17 protein-coding genes are annotated in these 21,345 nt (G+C 42.9%); 10 read left to right on the top strand and 7 right to left on the bottom strand.

What is annotated here, in order from left to right; translation table 11 throughout:
• Window positions 1-90: 90 nt before the first annotated feature.
• A complete protein-coding gene (locus tag AB6735_RS04620) occupies window positions 91-1,074 on the bottom strand; it encodes a helix-turn-helix domain-containing protein (RefSeq protein WP_370994674.1) in 984 nt (327 codons plus the stop codon).
• Between the two features lie 525 nt (window positions 1,075-1,599).
• Here AB6735_RS04620 and AB6735_RS04615 point away from each other — a divergent pair.
• The 3 genes from AB6735_RS04615 to AB6735_RS04605 are packed head-to-tail and all read left to right on the top strand — an operon-like array spanning window position 1,600 to window position 4,404.
• Window positions 1,600-2,451: an NEW3 domain-containing protein gene (locus tag AB6735_RS04615; protein WP_370994673.1), complete on the top strand. Its 852-nt coding sequence runs from the start codon at window positions 1,600-1,602 to the stop codon at window positions 2,449-2,451.
• A gap of 23 nt (window positions 2,452-2,474) precedes the next feature.
• On the top strand, window positions 2,475-3,446 hold the full coding sequence (locus tag AB6735_RS04610) for an ABC transporter ATP-binding protein (RefSeq protein ID WP_370994672.1): 972 nt from the start codon (window positions 2,475-2,477) through the stop codon (window positions 3,444-3,446).
• Window positions 3,436-4,404 (top strand): ABC transporter permease, encoded by a 969-nt coding sequence (locus AB6735_RS04605; RefSeq protein ID WP_370994671.1) that lies wholly within the window; start codon window positions 3,436-3,438, stop codon window positions 4,402-4,404. Before AB6735_RS04610 ends, AB6735_RS04605 begins: the two co-directional genes overlap by 11 nt.
• A gap of 167 nt (window positions 4,405-4,571) precedes the next feature.
• Here the strand turns inward: AB6735_RS04605 and AB6735_RS04600 are convergent, their stop codons facing one another.
• The gene (locus AB6735_RS04600) at window positions 4,572-4,841 is read right to left on the bottom strand and encodes a hypothetical protein (RefSeq protein ID WP_370994670.1); all 270 of its coding nucleotides are present in this window, start codon (window positions 4,839-4,841) and stop codon (window positions 4,572-4,574) included.
• A gap of 269 nt (window positions 4,842-5,110) precedes the next feature.
• Between AB6735_RS04600 and AB6735_RS04595 the strand changes: the two genes are divergently transcribed.
• From AB6735_RS04595 to AB6735_RS04585, 3 genes are read left to right on the top strand one after another with little or no spacing between them, the layout of a single operon-like run.
• The gene (locus AB6735_RS04595) at window positions 5,111-6,889 is read left to right on the top strand and encodes a carbamoyltransferase (RefSeq protein ID WP_370994669.1); all 1,779 of its coding nucleotides are present in this window, start codon (window positions 5,111-5,113) and stop codon (window positions 6,887-6,889) included.
• The gene (locus tag AB6735_RS04590) at window positions 6,831-7,802 is read left to right on the top strand and encodes a glycosyltransferase family 2 protein (protein WP_370994668.1); all 972 of its coding nucleotides are present in this window, start codon (window positions 6,831-6,833) and stop codon (window positions 7,800-7,802) included. Before AB6735_RS04595 ends, AB6735_RS04590 begins: the two co-directional genes overlap by 59 nt.
• The gene (locus AB6735_RS04585) at window positions 7,799-8,797 is read left to right on the top strand and encodes a glycosyltransferase family 9 protein (protein WP_370994667.1); all 999 of its coding nucleotides are present in this window, start codon (window positions 7,799-7,801) and stop codon (window positions 8,795-8,797) included. Before AB6735_RS04590 ends, AB6735_RS04585 begins: the two co-directional genes overlap by 4 nt.
• Here AB6735_RS04585 and AB6735_RS04580 read toward each other — a convergent pair.
• From AB6735_RS04580 to AB6735_RS04560, 5 genes are all read right to left on the bottom strand, one after another.
• The gene (locus AB6735_RS04580; RefSeq protein WP_370994666.1) at window positions 8,771-9,862 is read right to left on the bottom strand and encodes a glycosyltransferase family 9 protein; all 1,092 of its coding nucleotides are present in this window, start codon (window positions 9,860-9,862) and stop codon (window positions 8,771-8,773) included. The two genes, AB6735_RS04585 and AB6735_RS04580, sit on opposite strands and share 27 nt — an antisense overlap.
• On the bottom strand, window positions 9,837-10,418 hold the full coding sequence (locus AB6735_RS04575; protein ID WP_370994665.1) for a D-glycero-alpha-D-manno-heptose-1,7-bisphosphate 7-phosphatase: 582 nt from the start codon (window positions 10,416-10,418) through the stop codon (window positions 9,837-9,839). The genes AB6735_RS04580 and AB6735_RS04575 overlap by 26 nt, the downstream gene beginning before the upstream one ends.
• Window positions 10,419-10,429: 11 nt before the next feature.
• A complete protein-coding gene (locus tag AB6735_RS04570) occupies window positions 10,430-11,701 on the bottom strand; it encodes a glycosyltransferase (RefSeq protein ID WP_370994664.1) in 1,272 nt (423 codons plus the stop codon).
• A gap of 6 nt (window positions 11,702-11,707) precedes the next feature.
• Window positions 11,708-12,679: a glycosyltransferase family 4 protein gene (locus AB6735_RS04565; RefSeq protein WP_370994663.1), complete on the bottom strand. Its 972-nt coding sequence runs from the start codon at window positions 12,677-12,679 to the stop codon at window positions 11,708-11,710.
• 162 nt (window positions 12,680-12,841) lie between these two features.
• Entirely contained in the window at window positions 12,842-14,365 is a 1,524-nt protein-coding gene (locus tag AB6735_RS04560; RefSeq protein ID WP_370994662.1) for an MFS transporter, read from the bottom strand.
• Between the two features lie 516 nt (window positions 14,366-14,881).
• Here AB6735_RS04560 and AB6735_RS04555 point away from each other — a divergent pair.
• Genes AB6735_RS04555 through AB6735_RS04540 form a run of 4 tightly spaced genes read left to right on the top strand, consistent with a single transcriptional unit; the run spans window position 14,882 to window position 21,179 of the window.
• Window positions 14,882-17,824 (top strand): CheR family methyltransferase, encoded by a 2,943-nt coding sequence (locus AB6735_RS04555; RefSeq protein WP_370994661.1) that lies wholly within the window; start codon window positions 14,882-14,884, stop codon window positions 17,822-17,824.
• Between the two features lie 5 nt (window positions 17,825-17,829).
• Window positions 17,830-19,437, top strand: coding sequence for a PAS domain S-box protein (locus tag AB6735_RS04550; protein ID WP_370994660.1), 1,608 nt, complete (start codon window positions 17,830-17,832; stop codon window positions 19,435-19,437).
• 23 nt (window positions 19,438-19,460) lie between these two features.
• Window positions 19,461-20,474: a chemotaxis protein CheB gene (locus tag AB6735_RS04545; RefSeq protein WP_370994659.1), complete on the top strand. Its 1,014-nt coding sequence runs from the start codon at window positions 19,461-19,463 to the stop codon at window positions 20,472-20,474.
• Between the two features lie 54 nt (window positions 20,475-20,528).
• Window positions 20,529-21,179 (top strand): response regulator, encoded by a 651-nt coding sequence (locus AB6735_RS04540; RefSeq protein WP_370994658.1) that lies wholly within the window; start codon window positions 20,529-20,531, stop codon window positions 21,177-21,179.
• Window positions 21,180-21,345: the final 166 nt, after the last annotated feature.

The raw sequence follows: 21,345 nt of genomic DNA, 5'->3' as shown, positions 1-21,345 counted from the left end.
GTAGAGGTTGATAAATGGGTAAAATAGCCGAAAAAGACACAAGAATAGCTCTATCCGGCAATTGGCATTTAATATGAAAGAAAAGAGGCTTTATGAAGTGTAAGAGAACTTCTTTGGGGTAATGCCATACTGCTTGGCGAATAATCTGCTGAAGTGGCTGAGGTTTGAAAATCCTAACTCATAACCAACCGCAGAAACGGAATGTTTGGCCTGTTTTAACAGAAAAGCGGCCTCTTCCATTCTTACCTTCTGAAAATAATTATAGATGGTATCTCCAAACGTTTGCTTAAACAGTTGCTTCAGTTTCGTCTCGCTCATGGAAGCGATAATGGCTAGTTCGCTTAAAACCGGCGGAGTACTCAGGTCATTCAATATTTCGTTGCGAATGACTAAAAGTTTTTCCGCGTCGTTACTATTTATATTCTTAAAAGTGATATGCTCCCTGAGCGACAGCTTACTAAAAAGCAGGTACATCAATTCCTGTACCTTAATTTGTACATAGAAATTATTCAAGGAGTTATTCATATCAACGGATACAATATTTTTAAGCAGCAATTGCATTTCCGCATCCAAACTCTCGAAAAATAGAAAGGAAGTGTTTTCTGCTGTAATGGTTTTTAAGGTACCGTTAGGCTTTTCAATAGATAGAACTGAGCGCAATCGGTTAGCGGTAATTCCAACTACTACATATTGAATATTGCTGCCGGCAGGGAAACGGATCTCCGTGCGCAAATCATTTGATGACAGGAGTATAGAAGAATCATTTTTTTGTGAGCCTGGTATGTTTGCTTCATTATGATATTTAACTTCAAGATCTTCCCTATCGTTATAAAAGAAAATGGTACGGACATCATTAGCTATTGCAGCCGGATTGCGTTTAACAATCAGGTCTTCTTTCAATCTATAACGGTGGATCGTCAATTTGAAATCATCTCCAAACCCAATTTTACGTACATAACCTTCTCCAAGTGCCTTGGGTATTTCCAATACATTATCCCTTATTGGCGCATTGATCTGCTTTGAAAACAGTGTTATAAAGTCAAAACCAGGGGCTGTGGTAAATTCAAAAATCATTGCAGGAAATAAATGGTTAACATGTCTAAGATTAAGTAAATCTTTTAAATTTCAATTCAGTATTTACATAATATCTTGCTTTACATCGCAGGAGAGACATAAGGTATAAAACCTCCATGTTAGGAGATATTAAAACGCTCTATTATAGATATCAATTTTTGTGATTTAATGATGTTCCAAATTATGTAAAAAATCTGAATTATTGCCTATTGGGAGTTCGTCATATTCCTTGATTTTTTATGAAAATCAGTCAGCCGCTTTACACGAACAACTGCCCAACTTGATGGAGAAGGTATCAGTTCAAATGTCTGCATCTCTGTGGATTTTTATAACATCATCAGCCGGCTGATATAATTCGGAATAGTTGGGCTAACACAATTTCATGTCCCAATTGTTAAAAAATGTTAAAGGCATTTGAAAATTTCATTTTGCTTTTTTTATTTGAACCATCAATTTTTAAACATTAAACAATTATCGAAAAAGCATTTTTTGAAAGCTATCATTAATTATTTTAGTTGTTAGATCATGTTACCCCAATTCACTATCACCCGCTTCAGCGCAGCGCGCAGCTTTACATTTCTTTTATTATTTCTGACATTCGCATCACAGGCACAGCAGCAGCCAGTCACCTGGCCGGTTGGCAAATCAGGCTTTACCGCTAAACTGATGAACATCGAGGCTGCCACCAATGAAACCTTCCGTTACAGTACAACGCTGCATAACGGTTCGGCCAGTGCCAGGATATACGAACTCAAAGCCGATCTTCCGGTTGGCTGGATGATCGCTTATAAAGTGGACGGCAGCCAGGTTACTTCGATCAACGTAGATGCGGGGAAAATACAGGACATTGCCATCGAGATCAATGCCACAGCCATGGCCTCTCCAAAAAAATACACGATCCCGGTCAAAGCCATAGCTGGTTCTGATACCTTGTCGCTAAACCTGGAGGCTGTAGTCAAAGGTTCTTATGGTCTGACGCTGAGTACACCAACCGGAAGAGTAAGCGACGAGGTAACCTCCGGCAGTCAAAAAGAACTGCAATTGACTGTCAGGAACAGTGGTACCCTGTCATTGAACGACCTGCAAGTCACCGCTCAGCTGCCTACCGGCTGGGAATCTACTTTTGAACCGGCCAGCATTAAACAATTGGAAGCAGGGAAATCAATGGATATTAAAGTAACTGTAAAAGTACCTGACAAGACCATCGCCGGTGATTATGCCGCCAATTTTACGGCAACAAACAGCAACACCAATTCACAAATCGCTTTCCGGTTGCTGGTAAAAACATCCCTGCTCTCGGGCTGGGTAGGTTTTTTGGTCATTCTGGCGGCTATTGGTGTGGTATATTACCTCATTCGTAAATATGGCAGAAGGTAACATATTCATTCCAGTTATTACAAATGAAAGATTCTATCATACAATTAAATGGTTTAACCAAAAACTATGGTTCCCGTAAAGCAGTTGATGATCTGACCCTTGATGTTTATAAAGGCGAGATCTTTGGATTGCTGGGACCTAACGGCGCAGGCAAAACCACCACTATATTAATGATGCTGGGGCTTACTGACCCAACAAGCGGAACAGCTTTTGTTTGCGGGTATAACGCTACCAGCAGCCCTATTAAGGTTAAGAAAAAAGTAGGCTATATGCCCGACAGCGTTGGTTTTTATGATAATATGACAGCGTTAGAAAACCTGGTATATATTGGCAGGTTAAATGGATTGCCTGAAAATGAGCTTAAAACACGATCGGCAGAGGTACTGGAAATAGTAGGGCTTACCGCAGACAGCGACAAAAAGACGGCTGCCTTTTCCCGGGGGATGAAACAGCGGTTGGGCCTGGCCGATGTGTTGATCAAGAACCCCGATGTTATTATCCTTGATGAGCCGACACTGGGCATCGACCCCACAGGAGTTAGAGAATTTTTAGCGCTGATCAGGCAGTTAAGCAGGCAACAAGGACTTACTGTTTTACTTTCATCGCATCATTTGCACCACGTGCAGCAAGTGTGCGACCGCGTAGGGATTTTTGTTAACGGCAAATTGTTGGCACAGGGAAATGTCGGCGCGCTGTCCAGTCAGGTATTCGACACCGATAGTTATGTCACTACTATCAGGATAGCACAACCCATACAGAGGCCTTGGTTACTCGAACCTACACTTCAGGCATGGGAAGCGATCAACCAGATCACCATCAATAAAAATGAGCTGGAATTTACCTGCAACCATGATGTGACGGCCTCCCTGGTTCGATTTCTGGTTGAAAAAGGCTATGACGTTATCGGCGTAAATCAAAAAAATTATGGACTGGATGATATCTATCAAAAATATTTTGAATCCAACAGCACTGAAAATACAAGCTATGAAAAGTAAATCTGTTGCAACGGGGCCTTTTGGTGTCATCGTTCACAAAGAAATAACGGATCACATACGCAGCTGGCGCTTTGCAATATTGATTGCGCTTATCGTTCTTACCTTTATTGCCGCCATGTACGTATCGCTGACGAACATCAAATCAGCCATTGGAAATGCAAAGGATCCAGACCATCTGTTTTTATACCTGAAGCTACTAACAACAACCGACAATTCTATTCCGCCGTTTCATGTATTTCTGAGTTTTCTGGCCCCTTTGCTGGGCATCAGTTTAGGATTTGACGCGATCAATTCAGAGCAAAATAGCGGCACATTAGCCCGCCTGATGGCACAACCGATCTACCGGGACAATTTGTTGCTGGCTAAATTTGTAAGCGCCCTGGTTATGGTGAGCAGTTTGTTTTTAGCATTGGCTTTGTTAATGATAGGAAGCGGACTGATCCTGACAGGAGTGCGCATGGAACCCCAGGAATTGCTCAGGATATTGGGGTTCATTGTGATCACGATCGCTTATGTGGCTTTTTGGTTAAGCTTATCCATCATGCTGTCCATTTTGTTTAAGCAAGCGGCAACCTCCGCGCTTACGGCAATTGGGATTTGGCTATTCTTTACGATATTTTATCAGATCATAATAAACCTCGTTATTAAATCTTTCTTACCTGATCCGGCTTATCTAACCCCAGCCGAAATTATCAGTTATAACGATCTGATTTTGAATCTGCAACGTATAGCGCCAAACCAGCTTTACTCAGACACAGTCACCACCTTGCTGATGCCTTCCATCCGCAGCCTTGGCCCTGTAACCATGGAACAAATGGCGGGTGCAATACCAGCTCCATTGCCTTTTAAAGAGAGTGTAATGCTCGTTTGGCCGCAAGTAAGTGGTTTGATGGCATCAACGGTAGGATGTTTTGCTCTTGCTTATTATTTTTTTATGCGCCGTGAAATACGTAGCTGATAAAAACATAATGCACTAAGTAGGTTAGATATCGTATTCAAGGAACTTGCAGATCAAGTTAATATGATATCACTTTGAGTTTATAAGTCATCCTACTTACCCGTCATTCATTAGTAAGGGGACTGAAAGCAGCCGGCTTTAAACCTGATAATGTAAGGATTCGTAATCTATTTTTTGGGTGAATTTCCGGATGTATGTCCAGAAGGATCGACGTTTCCTTTGCTCATCGAGTCGCTCGCCGGCCGGTTAGTCGAATCGCGGCGGTCTTTGTTGATGGTTGCAGTATCCTGAATAGAAGGGCCACCCCCTTTGTTTACACTACTGGTATCCTGACTGTTGCCGACCTTTTTATGACTATCGGTTGGGTTACAGGCCGCAAGCATTACTATGAACGCCATTGAAAAGCCGAGGTAAGAGATGCTCATTTGATTTTTCATAGGTTTATCATCATAAACAGCCGGCTTTTAACCGCCTGCTTTGGTTTATAAAATTTCCGACTTGATTTTTACCTTTTAGGAATCAATACAATACATGAAATTTGATAATTAATTTCTTAAAAGTAAATATTGTTGTATTTTATAACTTAAAATAGCTGACAGTGTTTTAAATATGAAAAAAAATAGATTTTATTTTCATAAAACTATAATTTATTTCCTCTGTTGAAACTAAGAAAAACTATAACAACGGGCAGTTAAATCAGAACAGGATGATCTACACATTAGGCATAAACGCAGCTTTTCACGACTCGGCTGCATGTATATTAAAAGATGGTAAGCTGTTAGCAGCTACTGAAGAGGAGCGTTTCACTCATTTCAAGCACGGAAAACGTCCGGTTCCTTTCTCTACCTGGGAACTACCTTTCCATGCTATTGATTACTGTTTAAAAGTGGCTGGTATCCATTTAAGGGACGTAGATCATGTTGCGTATTCATTTGATCCGTATTTACTTTTGGGTGACGAGCACGCAGGCATGTCAACCATAGCCATACCTTTAGAGGATACTGGTGATCAATTGTCAAAGGAATGGGATAATCCATGGGATCCATTATTTTTAAGTGCTATTTTGAACGCGCCCCGCCAGTTGGTGGATGGATATCCACACCATCTGCAGCAACGGTTTATCGGCGCTTCTGTTAACGATTTTGAATGGCATTTTGTTGAACATCACATTGCTCATGCGGCAAGCGCTTTTCATTGTTCGCCCTATAACAGCGCAGCGGTGATGACCATGGATGGCAGGGGAGAAAAAGCAACTACATCTTATTTTACGGGAAATGGTAAAGACTTAACCTTGATAGATCAGGTATATCTGCCCAATTCCTTGGGGCTGCTTTATGAGCAGGTAACAACCCACCTTGGATTTCTGCATTCTTCGGATGAATATAAAGTGATGGCGCTGGCTTCATACGGTAAACCTGAATTTGTGAATGACTTTCGGGAGATGATCCGGTTAGATAAAAACGGTCATTATACCATAACAGATCAAAACCTGGAACAGCGCTTTGGGCCAAAGCGGTTACGGCACGAGGAATTCACCAGTCATCATTTTAATATTGCCCATTCTCTGCAAGTGGTACTGGAAGAAACGGTTCTGAAAATAACAGATTGGCTATACCATAAAACGGGTGAAAAAAACCTATGCATGGCTGGCGGCGTGGCCCTTAACTGCGTGTTGAACGCCCGCATTCGCGATCAGGGGCTATTTGAAAATATCTGGGTTCAGCCTGCCTCCGGTGATGATGGCACCGCGCTGGGTGCCGCTTTATGGGTTGATGCGCAGCAAAGACAGAACTACAATAAAGACTTTGTTATGGATCATGCCTATTGGGGTCCTGAATATAGTGATGAAGAAATTGAGAAATTTATGATTTGGGCTAAAGTACCTTATAAAAAACTGAATAATATTGCCGAAGAAACCGCTGAGATCCTGGCGCAGGACAAGATCATTGGGTGGTATCAGGGACGGATGGAATTTGGTCCGCGTGCTTTAGGAAGCAGGTCAATTTTGGCTTCGCCTATCAACCCAACCATGCAGGCACGGTTAAACGAAGTAAAAGACCGGGAAGATTTCAGGCCGGTGGCCCCGGTAGTACTGGAGGAAGAAGCCGCTAACTGGTTTGAAAATGCAGGCTATTCACCTTTTATGTTATTTATTTATAACGTAAGACCGGAAAAGGCAGACCAGATACCGGCTGTAAGGCACACAGATGGCACTGCACGGATACAAACCATTAATGAACACCAGCATAAAAATTATTACGAATTGTTAAAAGCCTTTCAACGTAAAACTGGGGTACCCGTACTGGTGAACACTTCCTTTAACACTTTAAGCAAGCCGATAGTTTGCTCACCGCGTGATGCGATCGAGTGTTTCTGGACTTCGCCATTTGATGCTTTGGTAATCGGATCTTTTTTAATTGAAAAAAATGGAGATAAAACTGTCAGTCGTGATTCCTACCTACAGGCGTCCGAAATTACTGCTTAATTGTTTGAATGCTTTAACCACACAGAATTTTGATCCTGGTGCTTTTGAGATCATTGTAGTTAGCGATGGGCCCGATAAGCTTACAGAAACAATGTTGACTAATTGGAGCAAGTTGAATTACCCACTGGTAAGATATTTTCATACCGATGAAAAGAAAGGGCCTGCAGCTGCCCGTAATTACGGTTGGTTAAATGCCAGAGCTAAATTGGTTGCTTTTACCGATGATGACTGCTTACCCGATGAAAACTGGCTGCAGGCTTTTTATAGCCACTATCAACAGGAGCATATAGTAGCTTTTAGCGGGAGAACCATAGTGCCGTTACCCGAAAAACCTACCGATTACGAATTGAACATCGCCGGTTTACAAAGCGCCGATTTTATAACAGCCAACTGCTGTTGTACAAAAAAAGCTCTTGCGCTTGCAGGCGGTTTTGATGAACAATTTACTATGGCATGGCGCGAAGACAGCGATCTGGAATTTAAGATGATCCAGGCCAATATACCCATAGTTAAGGTTAACGGCGCAATAGTTACCCATCCGGTAAGGGAAGCCCCCTGGGGCATTAGTATTAAAGAACAGCGGAAAACACTATATAATGCATTATTGTATAAAAAATATCCCGCACTCTACCGGCAAAAAATTCAGCCAGTTCCACCGGTTCACTATTATACGGTTGTAGTTTCTTTTCTGATCATGATTGTCGGATTGGCTTTTCATCAGAGTACGATGCTGTATGGAGGATTGCTTTTCTGGACAGCTTTATCATTGTGGTTCGTCTTTCAACGGCTTCGGGCTACTACGTTGCAGCCCCGGCACGTGTTGGAAATGATGGTGACGTCACTGTGTATTCCCTTTTTATCACTCTACTGGCAATGGTACGGCGCCATCAAATACCGCGTTTTTTTGCTATGAAATTACCAACAGATATTAAAAAGATCATTGTGTTTCGGGCTTTGCAACTTGGCGATATGCTTTGTCATATTCCGGCGATGCGTGCCTTGCGTCATGCTTATCCCAATGCCAGTATTACCCTGGCAGGTTTGCCCTGGGCTAAATCATTCACAGAACGTTTTAATAATTATTTCGACGATTTTATTTGGTTTCCAGGATTTCCGGGTTTACCGGAGCAGCCTGTTGACCCGGTGCTCTTTGCTTCCTTTTTAAATAAAGTGCAAAACCGGCATTTTGATTTGGCTTTGCAGATGCAGGGTAATGGCACTATTGTGAACGCCATGATAGCGCTTTTTGAAGCGCATTATACTGCAGGATTTTTTCTTCCGGATGATTATGCGCCTAATCTGGAATATTTTTTGGCTTATCCTGATCATGGATCAGAGATTGAAAGACATTTGCTGTTAATGGACTACCTGGGTATTCCATCACAGGGAACCCAACTCGAATTTCCAATAACTGCCCAGGATCAATACGATTATGAGACATTACAATTAGCGCTTGCACCCAAACAGTATGTATGTATCCATCCCGGATCTCGTGGTGCCTGGCGGCAGTGGCCCGTAGAACATTTTGCCGCCCTGGCTGATTATGCAGTAGAATGCGGTTTTAAAGCGGCTATTACCGGTACCAGGGAGGAGGCTGATATTGTAGCGGCGGTTATCGGTCAAATGCGTGAACCAGCCATTAACCTCGCCGGCCTTACCAATTTGGGTGCTATGGGTATCCTGATAAAAAATGCTTATGCACTCATCTCCAATTGTACAGGTGTATCTCATATGGCGGCTGCATTTCAAACCCCCAGCATTGTGATCAGTATGGATGGCGAACCGCAAAGGTGGGGACCGCTGAATAAGAAGCTCCATCGCACTATAAACTGGCTCGAAAGTGATGATTTTGATGCGGTCAAGAAACAAGCTATCGACCTGCTATCGGTAAGCCAGGTTAGTTTGTAAAAGCGTTTTCACCGCCTTCAGGACCTGCTCGCTGTCGGGAATAGGTACAAATTCCTTATATAACTGTTCGTGAACAAACCTGATCACCTCGTTGTTGCTTTGCAAGTTCTGTGGAACGCTAAAAGGTAATACGCAGTTTGGTGCTTTCCAGGGGGTATGCTGGGGATTAGTTTGAGCATAAAGGACCACGCAGGGTGTTCCGGATGCAGCAGCAATATGAACAGTGCCCGTATTAACAGAGACCACCGCGACGGCCATTTCTATTAAAGCAATGAACTCTTCTAAAGTAAATAAGCCGCCCATTGCATAGCTGCCTTTGCCGATTGCTTTTTGCAAATCTTCAGTGAGTTGCTTTTCACCTGTTGAGCCCGTAATAAGAAGTTGGTATCCCAGTTCATTCACAAGGCTGTGTCCCGTATCTACCCAGTTTTTTTTAGGGTACTGACGTTTAACTTCACTAACGCCGGGATGCAATATAAGCCAGGGTTTATCGGTGTTGATACTCTTTTGTTGGAGTTTACTTATAACTCTTTCTTTTGCATCCGTCGCAATTTTTAAGTTTAAGCTTTCATCCTCTGTGCTGGCACCAACACTTCCGACAAGATCAAGATCCCGCCTTACCTGGTGCTTAATTATTGAATAGGGCTCTTTATCCGGCACCCATTCGGTTAACAGCAGGTATGGATTTTCACGGCAATAAGCCAAACGCCTGGGAATACCGGCCAGGTAAGCCAGTATAACGGTTGGCAAAGGGTTTTGACTGTAAACGGTAAAGATAACCGCGGCATCAAATTGTTTTTGTTTAAGCAATGCAACAGTTTGTTCAAATATCGATACGTCAACTGGCGATTCAGTTTTAACCCAGGGGAGATCACAGGTGATAACTTCATCAATTTCAGGCATAAAACGGGCAATGCCGGCTGCCATAGAAGAAGTTAATACAGTGATCTTTGCTCCAAAAGATGTTTTTAACGCACGTAATGCCGGGCCGGTCATGAGTAGGTCGCCCATATTATCCGGGCGGATGCATAAAATATGTTTACAATCCTGCCAGTTGTTGAACATGTGTGAGTATATGCGCTGCCGCTTCGTTGATGTTGTTGACCTTTATTTCCGGTTCACGTATTTCGTTCAGGTGCCATTCTGTTTCATTGCCATTATCGATCAGGATACTTTTACAACCCGCCCGGTTACCGGCTTCAATGTCATTCAAAATGTCGCCAATCATCCAGGAGGAATTTAAATCGATAGCCAATTCCGCTGCCGCACGATACAGCATACCCGGCGCTGGCTTGCGGCAGTCGCAGTCAACGGCCCATGTTTTAACGATCCCGTCAGGATGATGAGGACAATAATAAAAACCACTTAACTGGATGTTTGCCTGGGCCAGCATCGACCTGAGTTCATTTTCGACCACCGTGAGTGCTTTTTCATTGAAGTAGCCACGGGCCACACCAGCCTGGTTGGATATAACGACCAATAAATAGCCTTCAGCCTGTAAGCGATGTAAGCCGGTCAGACAATGGTCGCTCAATACAATCAGCCCCGGATTTACATTGTAGGGGACGTCGACGATCAAAGTACCATCCTTATCCAAAAATACCGCTTTATTCTTGTTCATTCTTATCGCGATTAACCAGCTTTCCTTAGTTTTTTTTCAGTTGCTGTTTCTATGATCTTCTGATAAAGACTGCTTACCCTGCGGGCTACGCTGGCCCATGTAAAGTAAGCATTGACCCGGTTTATAGCGTTTAAACTTAACTCAGCTATCTTGGTTTGATCAAAAATTAATTCGTCTACCTTTTGCGCCAGTTCAGCAGGGTTATCCGGCGATACCAGTGCTCCGGTTTGACCATCCAGTACAGAATATTTAATTCCACCTACATTAGCTCCTATCACAGGCGTACCACAGGCCATGGCTTCTAACGGAGTTATCCCAAAAGGTTCATACCATGGGGTGGTTACAAAAATATCAGCAGCGGCATAATAATATTTAAGCGCTTCCCGTTGTTTACGCCCCGCAAAATGGATCTGCTCAGCTACATCACTTTCGCAAGCAATCTGGTAAAGCCTGTTGAGTTCCGGACATTGTTTAAGATCAGCACGTTCATTTTCTCCGCCAACAACCAGCAGACGAACCTGTTTGCCTTTTTTCTTTAATTGTCCCAAGGCTTTAACAACATTATCCACACCCTTACGCGGCACCATGCGCCCTAATTGCAGTAATATGGGCTCATTTGGATGCAGCTGCAATTTTTTACGGGCTTCTTTCTTTTTAATCGGGTAAAATTCGTCCTGACTAAAACCGCAGGGAATTATAGTGATCTTATTCGCAGGCACCTCATAGTAATTGATCAAATCCTCCTTGTCCTGCGGACATTCAGCTATCACCCAATCGGCTGACTCTGCTACGTGTTTTTCGATCCTTAAACGTTCCGGCGGAAATTTGTCGTTATTGCCCTGATGCAATTGGCGGATATAACCTAATGCATGAAAAGTTATGGTGTAAGGGATATCCAATATAGATTTAACTTCCGCTGCTACCCAGCCCGACATGAAAAAGTTGGCATGTATCAGTTGGTATTCGATTCCTTGTTCAGCAATAAATGCTAACATATTATCCCTGAACTCTGGCATAAAGGGTAATATTTCTTCTTTGGGCAAAACCCGTGCAGGACCGGCTTTGACATGGATCACCCGGATTCCCGGCAGCCAGTTTACGATTTGTTGCTGCCCTGCGTCTTCCAGCCTGGTGTAAATATCGATCTGATAATTTTCATTGGCCAGGCATTTAGCCAGTTGTGCCACATAAACATTTTGCCCGCCGGTATCTACGCCTCCCAGATCAGCTAACGGAGAGGCATGTTCGCTAATGAAAGCAACGTGATGCATGGATTTATTCATAATGGTTTATTTTTCAGTAATTAATAAAGATTGTTGTTTATTGATTACGGCTAAAAAGAGTTGTTCCCATTGCTGGGTGAATCGGCTGATATTGAATTTTTGGCTGGCTGTTTCCCTGCCTTTTTCGCCCAGTTGCCTGGCATGTTCTACATCCCTAAGCAGTAACTTCATTTGAGCGATCAGATAATTGATATCGGTATGAATATATCCGGAGTGACCGTTTTCGATAACGGTAGCCAGCTCTGTGGTAGCCAGACCTACTACCGGGATTCCCATCATCATAGCCTCACATACGGCCAGCCCTAAACTGGTGTAGCGGATTGGATTAAAGAAAAATCGGTACTGACTGATAAATTCCGGTAGTTGAGGATGCAAAACTTCGCCAAGGCCAAGCTCACCTGTTCCCATGCCTACCAGATCAAGCGGAATATGTTTGCGCACTTCAAGAAAAACATCAAGGCCAAGCAAACGGCCGCGTGAGGGCAGGTTATTGATCACCACAATACCTTTATTTAGTTTTCCGGTATAGGTAGTTTCTGGTTGTATAACACCGTGTTCAATAACTGTAGCAGGTACTTCATTATTATCCCACATCAGCTTATTGAAATGAGTTACATGAACCAGGGTAATCGTTGGATCCTGCACAATATGCCTGGTATCCGTCGGATGCCCACGCGGCGGGTCGTGTTCCAGATAGATCTTTGGTAAATTTCTTTGTTCCTCCGATAGAATTTCGAACTGGTCAACCAGATAATTCTGATTGGTTTGAAAAAGAATACAGTCAAATTGTTGATATTTTACCAGTTCTGCGGGAACTTCGATAACGTTTGGACCGAAAGGGAACGTTTCCCCACGGCCATAGTACCCCTCAGGCTTGCCTGCCCTGGTCGGAATATAAATATCATAATCACCCTGCGATAAGTAGAAAAGATAGCTCCCGTGGATATGCCACGTAAATATTTTAGGCCTTTGTTTCATAAATAGATGTTTATGACCCAAACGTTTCAAAAATAAAACCAAAATGTCAGAAGCGTTTTAATCTTTTGAAACACTGCTGACAACATTGCAGGAGTGTTTACATACCTCTACAAGGTGTATAGTAAAATGCACTTTTATGATAATTTATTTCTTTAAAAGAAATTAAGTTAGATTTTTGTCTGGTAAAACAGGAAAAGCGGAGTACCGTTTTTGTTTGAGTAGTTTTTTACTTCTACGTCTGGCAATAATAGCTGGTAGGTATACATGGTCGGCCACCTGGCGGCCAAAACGGTTTCGCAATGTTTTTCTGAAATCGGCCCGCAGATGGATGATTGCTCGCATCTTATCAACTTCTCCTGGTTCCCTAACCAACTTAAGCAACCTCAGCGAAAGCAAGGCCAACAGCCCGCCGAAAATAAAAAAGTAGTTCCATCCCCGGAGATTCACCAAGGTGAAATTTGTAACGGAGGTGGTACTGATAAACTGCATATTCCAATTAAATTGATGGCTGGAAAAAAAGTCGGCCAGCAAACCGCCAACAAGCGGTGCTATAGTTGAAAAAAAAGCCGCAAACATATTTTTTACAGACAGGTAGGCAATAGCTTCATTCTTTGAGGCCAATTTCAATCCGATATTACTTAAAGCGAGATTTATCCCTGCGACAGACCAACCGCTTACCAGGTAGATGAGTACCAATAAACCGAGCCGGCCTAACCAGGTGGTTGGCATGGCCGTAAAAGCGAAAAACAGGATACAAAAGGCATATAAAGGGGCACAAATGCTGAGGATGGTCTTATTACTAAAACGGTCGGTATATTGTCCCCATAATTTAAAGGATAGGATGCCGCTGAGTTGACTCAAAATACCCAGAGATATCACATATGACAACGGCATCCCCAGGGTTTTGAGCAGGTAAACCGAAAAAAATGGCGTAGCTAAATTTAAAGCAAATGCCCAAACTGAGTTAAATGCCAATAGGTTTTTAAAATTCCGGTTTCTTAAAGGCAATGTAAATAAGGTGAGCAGTTTGCGGTTTATTTTTTTTGCCCGTGGTTCCGGGGTACGTAATAAAAAACCTACGCTTAATAAACCAAGCCCGCCGCCAATCAGAAATAAAATATTATAGGTGATGATCTCCTGGGAAGGATAATGTGCTTTGATATAGTCTATACCAAAAGCGGTTGCCAGGCTTAGGGTAACGTTCAGGGTTTGGGCCATCCGGCTTCGCCGGGAAAAAAATACGCCCAGTTGTTTTTCGGGCACCAGGTCTTTGACCCACGAATTCCAGCTGGCTCCGGCAATATCTCCAAAAATATGCTGAAAGAACAGCAGGAGAAGTAATACCTGTACGCTGGTACCGCGGGTAAACAAAAAAGGCATCAGGCCAATGGCTATAATGGGCAGTCGGGCCAGCAGATTAAATATGGATGTGATAACCCTGCGGTTGTTGAACCGTTGAACCAGCCAGATGGCCACCAGCTGAAAAATGGTGGTAAAAGTAGGCAATGCGGCAAAAAGACCTAACTGGAAATTTGTTGCACCTAAACTGATAGCCATGGCCGTAAGAAAAGTACCGCTGGTAAAAACCACCATAGCTTCGGCGGTCATACCGTCAGCGATCACCAATTTCAGTCCGGATTCGGTTTGATCTTTGGTTAACGATTTTGACGGCTGTAATTTCATCATATCGATCGGCTACTTTAACAAAACCCTATTAAACTCAAAAAGTTTATATTATTACTCATCCAATTTTATTCCACTTAAATAACCGCAGCAGTTCCGGGTTAATTTAATAAAGACAAATTATGCGCTACCATGTACTGGCAACGGATTATGACAGAACGCTCACCAGAGCTTTTATGCAAAAGCTAAGGGAGCAAAATACACAGCCGCCTGGCCGTACGCACTGCACAAATTGAGGATAAAGAAAAAAATGCGTAAAACATTTTGCAACTCATCATGAAGTTTTATACAGCGCTGGCTTAGTTAAAATAGGGATGTTGTTAACGCGGTTAACATTATTATATTTACATACCGTTTAATAACGGCAACAGGGAGACCAGCCCTTGCTTTATTATATAAGCCGATACATCAAAGTTCTTCCGGGGCGAACCATGCGTTCGCCCTTTTTAATATTTTAATTGCTCTTTCCCATTTATAACTATTTTTGAAAATCTACCCGTTATTTTTATTTGATCTGTCATGCCAGAAAAACCTGTTAAGCCTTTAAAAAAAACTAAGCCAGCTGTTATTGCCGTTGATGATAACGTCGTTAAAAATAAAGGCAGATCATTTCCTGTAGTTGCGATTGGAGGTTCTGCCGGAGCATTCGCCTCCTTTAAGCTTTTCTTCACCCACATGTCTGCCGAAAGCGGGATGGCATTTGTCATCATCATTCATCTCGATCCTAACCATAAGGGCCACGTTGCCGATTTAATAAAAACTTTTACCGTTATGCCTGTCATTGAAGCAGCTGATGGTATGCAGTTGGAAGAAAACAAGGTTTATGTGATACCTGCTAATAAGGACATGGGACTGCACAACCGCCGGCTGCTGCTGCTTAACCCAACTATGCCCAACGGTTACCGGCAGCCCATAGATTATTTTTTACAAAGTCTTGCCGATGACCAGTGGAACAGAGCGGTAGGCATCATATTTTCGGGAATGGGATCAGACGGTGAGACGGGTGTACGCATGATCAAAGAAAAGCTGGGAATGGTGATGGTGCAGGATCCGCAAACCGCTCAGTATAACAGCATGCCGCTGGCGGCGATCAGCACCAACCTTGTGGATTACGTATTATCGCCCGAAGAAATGCCGGTTAAGCTGATCCAGTATATGAACCACCCGGTTTTAGCAGAAGAAGCCTCTGAACATGTTCGGCAGGCCATCCAAAACTCCAATGCTATTCAAAAGATCCTGATGCTGCTGCGTTCGCATACCGGGCATGATTTTTCCCTTTATAAAAAAAGTACCATCACCCGTAGGATCGACCGCAGAATCGCTTATCACCAAATTGCTGATTACGCAACGTACGTGACGTTTTTAAGAGAAAACCCCCAGGAAACGGACGTGTTATTCAACGAATTACTGATAGGTGTTACCAAATTTTTTCGCGACTCTGCAGCCTTTGATTCCCTTAAAAAACGGTTGAACCTGCTGATGAAGGATAAAAAGAGCAATGAGCCTGTAAGGATCTGGGTGGCGGGATGTTCCACCGGCGAAGAGGCTTATTCTATCGCCATACTCCTGATGGAAAGTCTGGACGAAATTGAAAAAAATGACTGGCCAAAACTACAGATCTTTGCCACCGATCTTGACGCGGAGGCTATTGACCATGCCCGCGCAGGTTATTATTATGATAATATTGCGGCTGATGTTTCACCGGAACGCCTTGGGAAATACTTTATTAAAAATGAACACACTTACCAGGTAAGAAAAGAACTGCGGGAAATGATCGTATTCGCGCAGCATAACCTCATTAAGGATGCACCCTTTACCCGTCTTGATCTGCTTTGCTGCCGCAACGTGATGATCTACCTGACTACCGAACTTCAACGAAAAATCATCCCGGTATTTCATTATGCTATTAACCCCAAAGGCCTGATGTTCATGGGGCCGGCCGAAACCATTGGCGGCTTTACAGATATGTTTACCTCGGTTGATCCCAAATGGAAAATTTACGAGCGGAAGGGTAGTAATGTTTCAGCTGGCAAAATGATCGATTTTCCGTTTAACGTAGCCAGGCAGCTACCTGCCCAGGCTGTAAAAGCAGATGACATGGATAAAATAATAATCAAAAGATCTGTAGCAGATACTTTTAATAAGATCCTTTTGGAACATCACACGCCTGCGGCCGTTTTGGTGAATGACCGGGGGGATATCTTATACAGCAACGGTAAAACAGGGAGATTCCTGGAATTGCCGCATGGTGAAGCAATAATGAATATACACCGTATGGCGCGCGAGGAGCTGCGTTATGTTATTGGTAACGTAATACACCGGGCGCGGGGCCAAAAAGAGCCTGTTGTTGTTGATGATATCAAATTGAAAGAAGAAAGACAGATCAGGTTGGTATCCTTGAAAGCAAGTGTGCTGGAAGATACCGGGCTGCAAGGGTTGGTGTTGCTTGTTTTTGATGATAAAGGCTTGCTAAAAAGAAAGAAGAAAGCCCGTGCAGGTGTCGAGCAAAAAGATGTGGCGGTAGAGGAGTTGGAGAAAGAACTGGTATATACCAAACAACAGCTTAACAGTACCATTGAGCAAATGGAAACCTCCGTTGAAGAACTGAAATCAACCAACGAGGAATTACAAAGCACTAACGAGGAGCTACAGAGTACCAATGAAGAATCATTGACTACCAAGGAAGAAATGCAATCGCTGAATGAGGAGCTGATGACCATTAATATGCAGTATCAGGCCAAAACAGATGAACTGACAAGGATCAACAATGACATGAAAAACCTGTTGGATTCTACAGAGATCGGCACCATATTCCTGGATAATAACCTCGATATCCTGCGTTATACACCCCAGGTCCGGAAGCTATTTAACCTGATTCCTACAGATATTGGCCGGCCGATATTGCATGTAGTATCCAATTTTGATAACTCCAATATCGAAGACGACATTAATGAAGTAATTGAAAAGTTAGTAGTTAAGGAGCTGGAGGTAAAAACAAAAAACGATGAATGGTACCGCGTACGTATTATGCCGTACCGCACACTTGATAACTTTATATCGGGGGCCGTTATTACCTTCACACTGATTACCCAATACAAGGAATTAGAACAAAACCTTCAGTTACTCCGGAAATACGCGGACAATTTCGTAGATATTTTGGAAGTTCCAATTGCCGTTACAGATCAAATGTTAAAGATAACGCATGCAAATGCCGCGTTTTTACAGCTTACTAAGCTGCGCGCCGAAGAAGTTATGCAAAAACCGGTTATAGGATTGTTAAATAATTATTTCAAAAACGAAAAACAGATTGGGTTGTTCAACTCTATAGTAGAAACAGATGACCAGGAAATTGTAGAGTTGGAATTTGACAATGGGCTTTATCGGCTTACTGTGAGTCAATTGAAAGGTCCTGACAGAAGTGATTCAAAACAATTTGTGGTCACCTTAATAAAATCCAGTTAATACAGATGAAAGATAAAGTTTCATTCAGCAATTTGCGTAACCAGGCAGAAAAAGTACTGCAAAAGGTGGGCGATGGTGCAACCACGTTGAATGAAACGGATATGCAGGTGCTTTTTCAGGAGCTGCAGGTGCACCAGATTGAGCTGGAAATGCAAAACGATGAATTGAATCTTGCAAATGAAGCGCTTGAACGCCAGCAAGCCCGCTTCGCTGATATTTATGACCTAGCTCCGCTCGGTTACTTTATACTCACACATGCCTGTGTTATTGAGGAAGTCAATTATGCAGGTACTGTATTGCTGGAAGCAGGACGGTTTAGTCTGATCGGAAAACCCCTTAATATTTTTATAAGTGCCGACCAACAGGAAATTTTCCGGAACTTTTATAAAGCTCTGCAATCCGGCGAACGCCAGCGCTGCCAGTTAAAAATGATCACCAAAATGGCGAAGCCGTTTTATGCGCAACTGGAAGGCATCCTTACTAAGAGATACGCAGAGCATTCCCAACAATATTATATTGCGGTAATAGATATCACTGAACGAATCAAGACTGAAAAGGACCTGGCAGAAGTTAAGGAAAGATTGGAGCTTTCGTTGGAGGCTTCATCCGCTGGCACATGGGAGCTTGATCTGGAAACCATGAAGTTTTACCTTGATGAATTCAATTACCGCATTTGCGCGATACCTGGTGGTAAATTTGACGGCCAGTACCAAACCTTCATCAACCTGATCCATCCGGATGACAGGGAGATGGCCGATCAGCAATTTCGCAACTCTATTAACCAGGAAAAAGAAATAGACCTGGTATGCAGGATGATCAACAGCAAGGGGGAAACCTGTTATGCGGCTATAAGAGGGCATGTAATTGATGAGCCTGGCCCACAAAAACGTTTGGTTGGTATCATGATGGATATCACGGAGAAAAAAAGGCTGGAGGACGCTGCTTCAAAGTTGGAGCAAAATCAGCAAAGAGCCATCACACTGGCCACCTTGGCCGCCGGAGAAAGTGAGCGCCGGCGTATCAGCGACGCGTTACATGACAGCGTTAGCCAGTTACTTTATGGGATTAAAATTAAATTGGGCATGCTTGATCAAAGCGCTGCTATGAAACCAATTCATGAGATTAATGAATTGCTTGCTATGGCCATCCGCGAAACGCGAAATATATCCTTTGAGCTTGCACCGTCCATTTTAATTGATTTCGGCCTTCCGGCTACGATAGATGAATTGGCCAAGCGGCTTTCAGGGAAAAACATGGTTATTAAAGCCAAAGCATCGGGTTTTAATGAACGCATGGACCTGCTTTTAGAAACAAGTATTTTCCGGATTATACAGGAGCTCATCAATAATTGTATGAAACATGCCGAAGCGAGTTTGGTAAAACTGGAAATAAAAAAAGGTAAAGATATATACATAGAAGTAAGGGATAATGGCAAAGGTTTTGATGTTGCTGAACAGGAACGTTCTCCGGCAGGTGCTGGTTTAAGCAGCATAAGGAACAGGTTAAGCCTTTACAATGGTCAAATGAAGATGTTATCTGAACCCGGAATGGGAACAGCAGTTATGATTAGCTTACAATACAATACAATACAATACAATACAATACGTAGGTAGGTGAAGGTAGAAAAGCGGTAAATATGGAATTAAAACAGATCATTGTTATTGGATCATCGGCAGGAGGTATCAAAGCGGTAGACCAACTGATCGGCAAACTATCACCGGATCTGCCAGTAGCCATATTTATCGTCATTCACATGTCCATAAAATCACAGGCTGAAGTTTTGTGCAGGCAATTTCAACGGAAAACATCGTATGAATGCCTTATTGCGGCAGATGGCCAACCAATAACAGTTGGTAAAGTTTACCTTGCACCGGCCGACAGGCATTTGTTCATAAAGCGGGACATCGTCCGCTTAACCCACGGTCCCCACGAAAACCGCTGGCGGCCTTCTATCGATGTTTTATTCAGATCGGCGGCGGCAGCATATGATTCAAAAGTAATAGGGATTATACTAAGCGGTCTGCTGGATGATGGAACCTCTGGTATGTCGGCCATAAAAAGGAGCGGTGGAGTGTGTATTGTGCAGGAACCTGATGAAGCCGAGTTTGATGATATGCCAAGAAGTGTGCTCAATAACGTAGATGTAGATTACCGGGTATTGATCAACGATATGGGTTATATTATCAATGAGATAATTTCCAAACCCCCAACCGGGATGTTACCGATACCGGAGGATGTGAAAATTGAAGCCGAAATCACCGAGAGAATGATTAGCAGTATTCAGGAGATGGAAAAAATAGGCACCCACAGCAACTTCACCTGCCCCGATTGTGGTGGTGGGCTTTGGAAAATAAAAAATGAGGATCTGGCAAGGTACCGTTGTCACACCGGGCATGTATATACCGAAAATGCATTGGTTGAAAAACAGAATGAAGCACTGGAAGAATCACTATGGGTATCTGTGCGAATATTGGAAGAGCGTCGAAACCTGTTTCTGAATATTGGCGGCCGGGAGAAGGGGTTGCATGCAGGTGAGCTCTCATCTACCTATCGGCAAAAAGCAGAACAATTATCAGTGCATATCGAACGTTTAAAAACTTTACTGGTGGCTATCAGCAAAACCGGGCCATTAGATGAAGGCTATCTTTAATAGTCTAAAGTATTCGTTTTAAGGTCAAATGAATAAGACATAGATAACAGCAACATGATTCAGATTATCCTGGCAGAAGACCACAATATCGTAAGGAATGGCATCCGGTCGCTTTTAGAGAAAGAGAATGACTTTGAGGTAACCGGCGAGGCCGTTAATGGGAGGGAGGTTTTAGAATTACTTGAAAAGGGAATCCCTGCCGACATTGTATTGGCTGATATGAATATGCCTGAACTGTCTGGCATAGAGCTAATTTCAAAGCTGAAAGATCAAGGGGCTTTTTGCAAGGTTATTGTTTTGAGTGCGCTTGATCATGAAAAATATGTAGTGCAGGCCTTTCATACCGGCACAAGCGGTTACCTGCTGAAAAGTGCAAGTCCAGACGAGTTGATTTTTGCCATCAGACATATATATGCCGGTTCCCAATACATTTGTTCAGAACTTACCTCACGTTTTTTAAACCGGTTATTATCCATTCCAGATGTGGCGCTTACCGAATTTTCTGATGGGATAGAGTTTTCAAGCCGGGAAATAGAAATATTGGGCCTCGTAGCAGAAGGTTACACCAACCAGGAAATTGCAGATAAAATATTTACCAGTAAACGAACCGTGGAAGGGCACCGCCAGGCGCTTATTGATAAAACCGGTGCCCGTAATACGGCCGCATTGATCCGCTTTGCGTTGGTAAACGGCATTATCAATTAATATTTATCATATCGTTTATATTTTTTCGGAAAAATAGTACTTATTCCTCTCTATTATAAGTATTAATACTTAGTGGTTAAAAATACCGCTCGCTATTTTTGAATAATCAGAGTTGCCCGCATGAAATAATTTACTGTTTTTAAAGGGCGTCTACGAAAATTCAACA

The sequence above is a fragment of the Mucilaginibacter sp. RCC_168 genome (assembly GCF_041355315.1).
Classification (GTDB): domain Bacteria; phylum Bacteroidota; class Bacteroidia; order Sphingobacteriales; family Sphingobacteriaceae; genus Mucilaginibacter.
Note: the sequence above shows the minus strand (reverse complement) of the source record. Positions and strands in the feature narration are given on the sequence as shown.

What these genes read in the sequence shown, in the direction of transcription:
- AB6735_RS04575 (WP_370994665.1), bottom strand. Translation starts at nt 10,418, where the DNA reads ATGAACAAGAATAAAGCGGTATTTTTGGATAAGGATGGTACTTTGATC.
- AB6735_RS04540 (WP_370994658.1), top strand. Translation starts at nt 20,529, where the DNA reads ATGATTCAGATTATCCTGGCAGAAGACCACAATATCGTAAGGAATGGC.
- AB6735_RS04580 (WP_370994666.1), bottom strand. Translation starts at nt 9,862, where the DNA reads ATGTTCAACAACTGGCAGGATTGTAAACATATTTTATGCATCCGCCCG.
- AB6735_RS04545 (WP_370994659.1), top strand. Translation starts at nt 19,461, where the DNA reads ATGGAATTAAAACAGATCATTGTTATTGGATCATCGGCAGGAGGTATC.
- AB6735_RS04620 (WP_370994674.1), bottom strand. Translation starts at nt 1,074, where the DNA reads ATGATTTTTGAATTTACCACAGCCCCTGGTTTTGACTTTATAACACTG.
- AB6735_RS04560 (WP_370994662.1), bottom strand. Translation starts at nt 14,365, where the DNA reads ATGATGAAATTACAGCCGTCAAAATCGTTAACCAAAGATCAAACCGAA.
- AB6735_RS04585 (WP_370994667.1), top strand. Translation starts at nt 7,799, where the DNA reads ATGAAATTACCAACAGATATTAAAAAGATCATTGTGTTTCGGGCTTTG.
- AB6735_RS04600 (WP_370994670.1), bottom strand. Translation starts at nt 4,841, where the DNA reads ATGAAAAATCAAATGAGCATCTCTTACCTCGGCTTTTCAATGGCGTTC.
- AB6735_RS04590 (WP_370994668.1), top strand. Translation starts at nt 6,831, where the DNA reads ATGGAGATAAAACTGTCAGTCGTGATTCCTACCTACAGGCGTCCGAAA.
- AB6735_RS04605 (WP_370994671.1), top strand. Translation starts at nt 3,436, where the DNA reads ATGAAAAGTAAATCTGTTGCAACGGGGCCTTTTGGTGTCATCGTTCAC.
- AB6735_RS04570 (WP_370994664.1), bottom strand. Translation starts at nt 11,701, where the DNA reads ATGAATAAATCCATGCATCACGTTGCTTTCATTAGCGAACATGCCTCT.
- AB6735_RS04555 (WP_370994661.1), top strand. Translation starts at nt 14,882, where the DNA reads ATGCCAGAAAAACCTGTTAAGCCTTTAAAAAAAACTAAGCCAGCTGTT.
- AB6735_RS04565 (WP_370994663.1), bottom strand. Translation starts at nt 12,679, where the DNA reads ATGAAACAAAGGCCTAAAATATTTACGTGGCATATCCACGGGAGCTAT.
- AB6735_RS04615 (WP_370994673.1), top strand. Translation starts at nt 1,600, where the DNA reads ATGTTACCCCAATTCACTATCACCCGCTTCAGCGCAGCGCGCAGCTTT.
- AB6735_RS04610 (WP_370994672.1), top strand. Translation starts at nt 2,475, where the DNA reads ATGAAAGATTCTATCATACAATTAAATGGTTTAACCAAAAACTATGGT.
- AB6735_RS04550 (WP_370994660.1), top strand. Translation starts at nt 17,830, where the DNA reads ATGAAAGATAAAGTTTCATTCAGCAATTTGCGTAACCAGGCAGAAAAA.
- AB6735_RS04595 (WP_370994669.1), top strand. Translation starts at nt 5,111, where the DNA reads ATGATCTACACATTAGGCATAAACGCAGCTTTTCACGACTCGGCTGCA.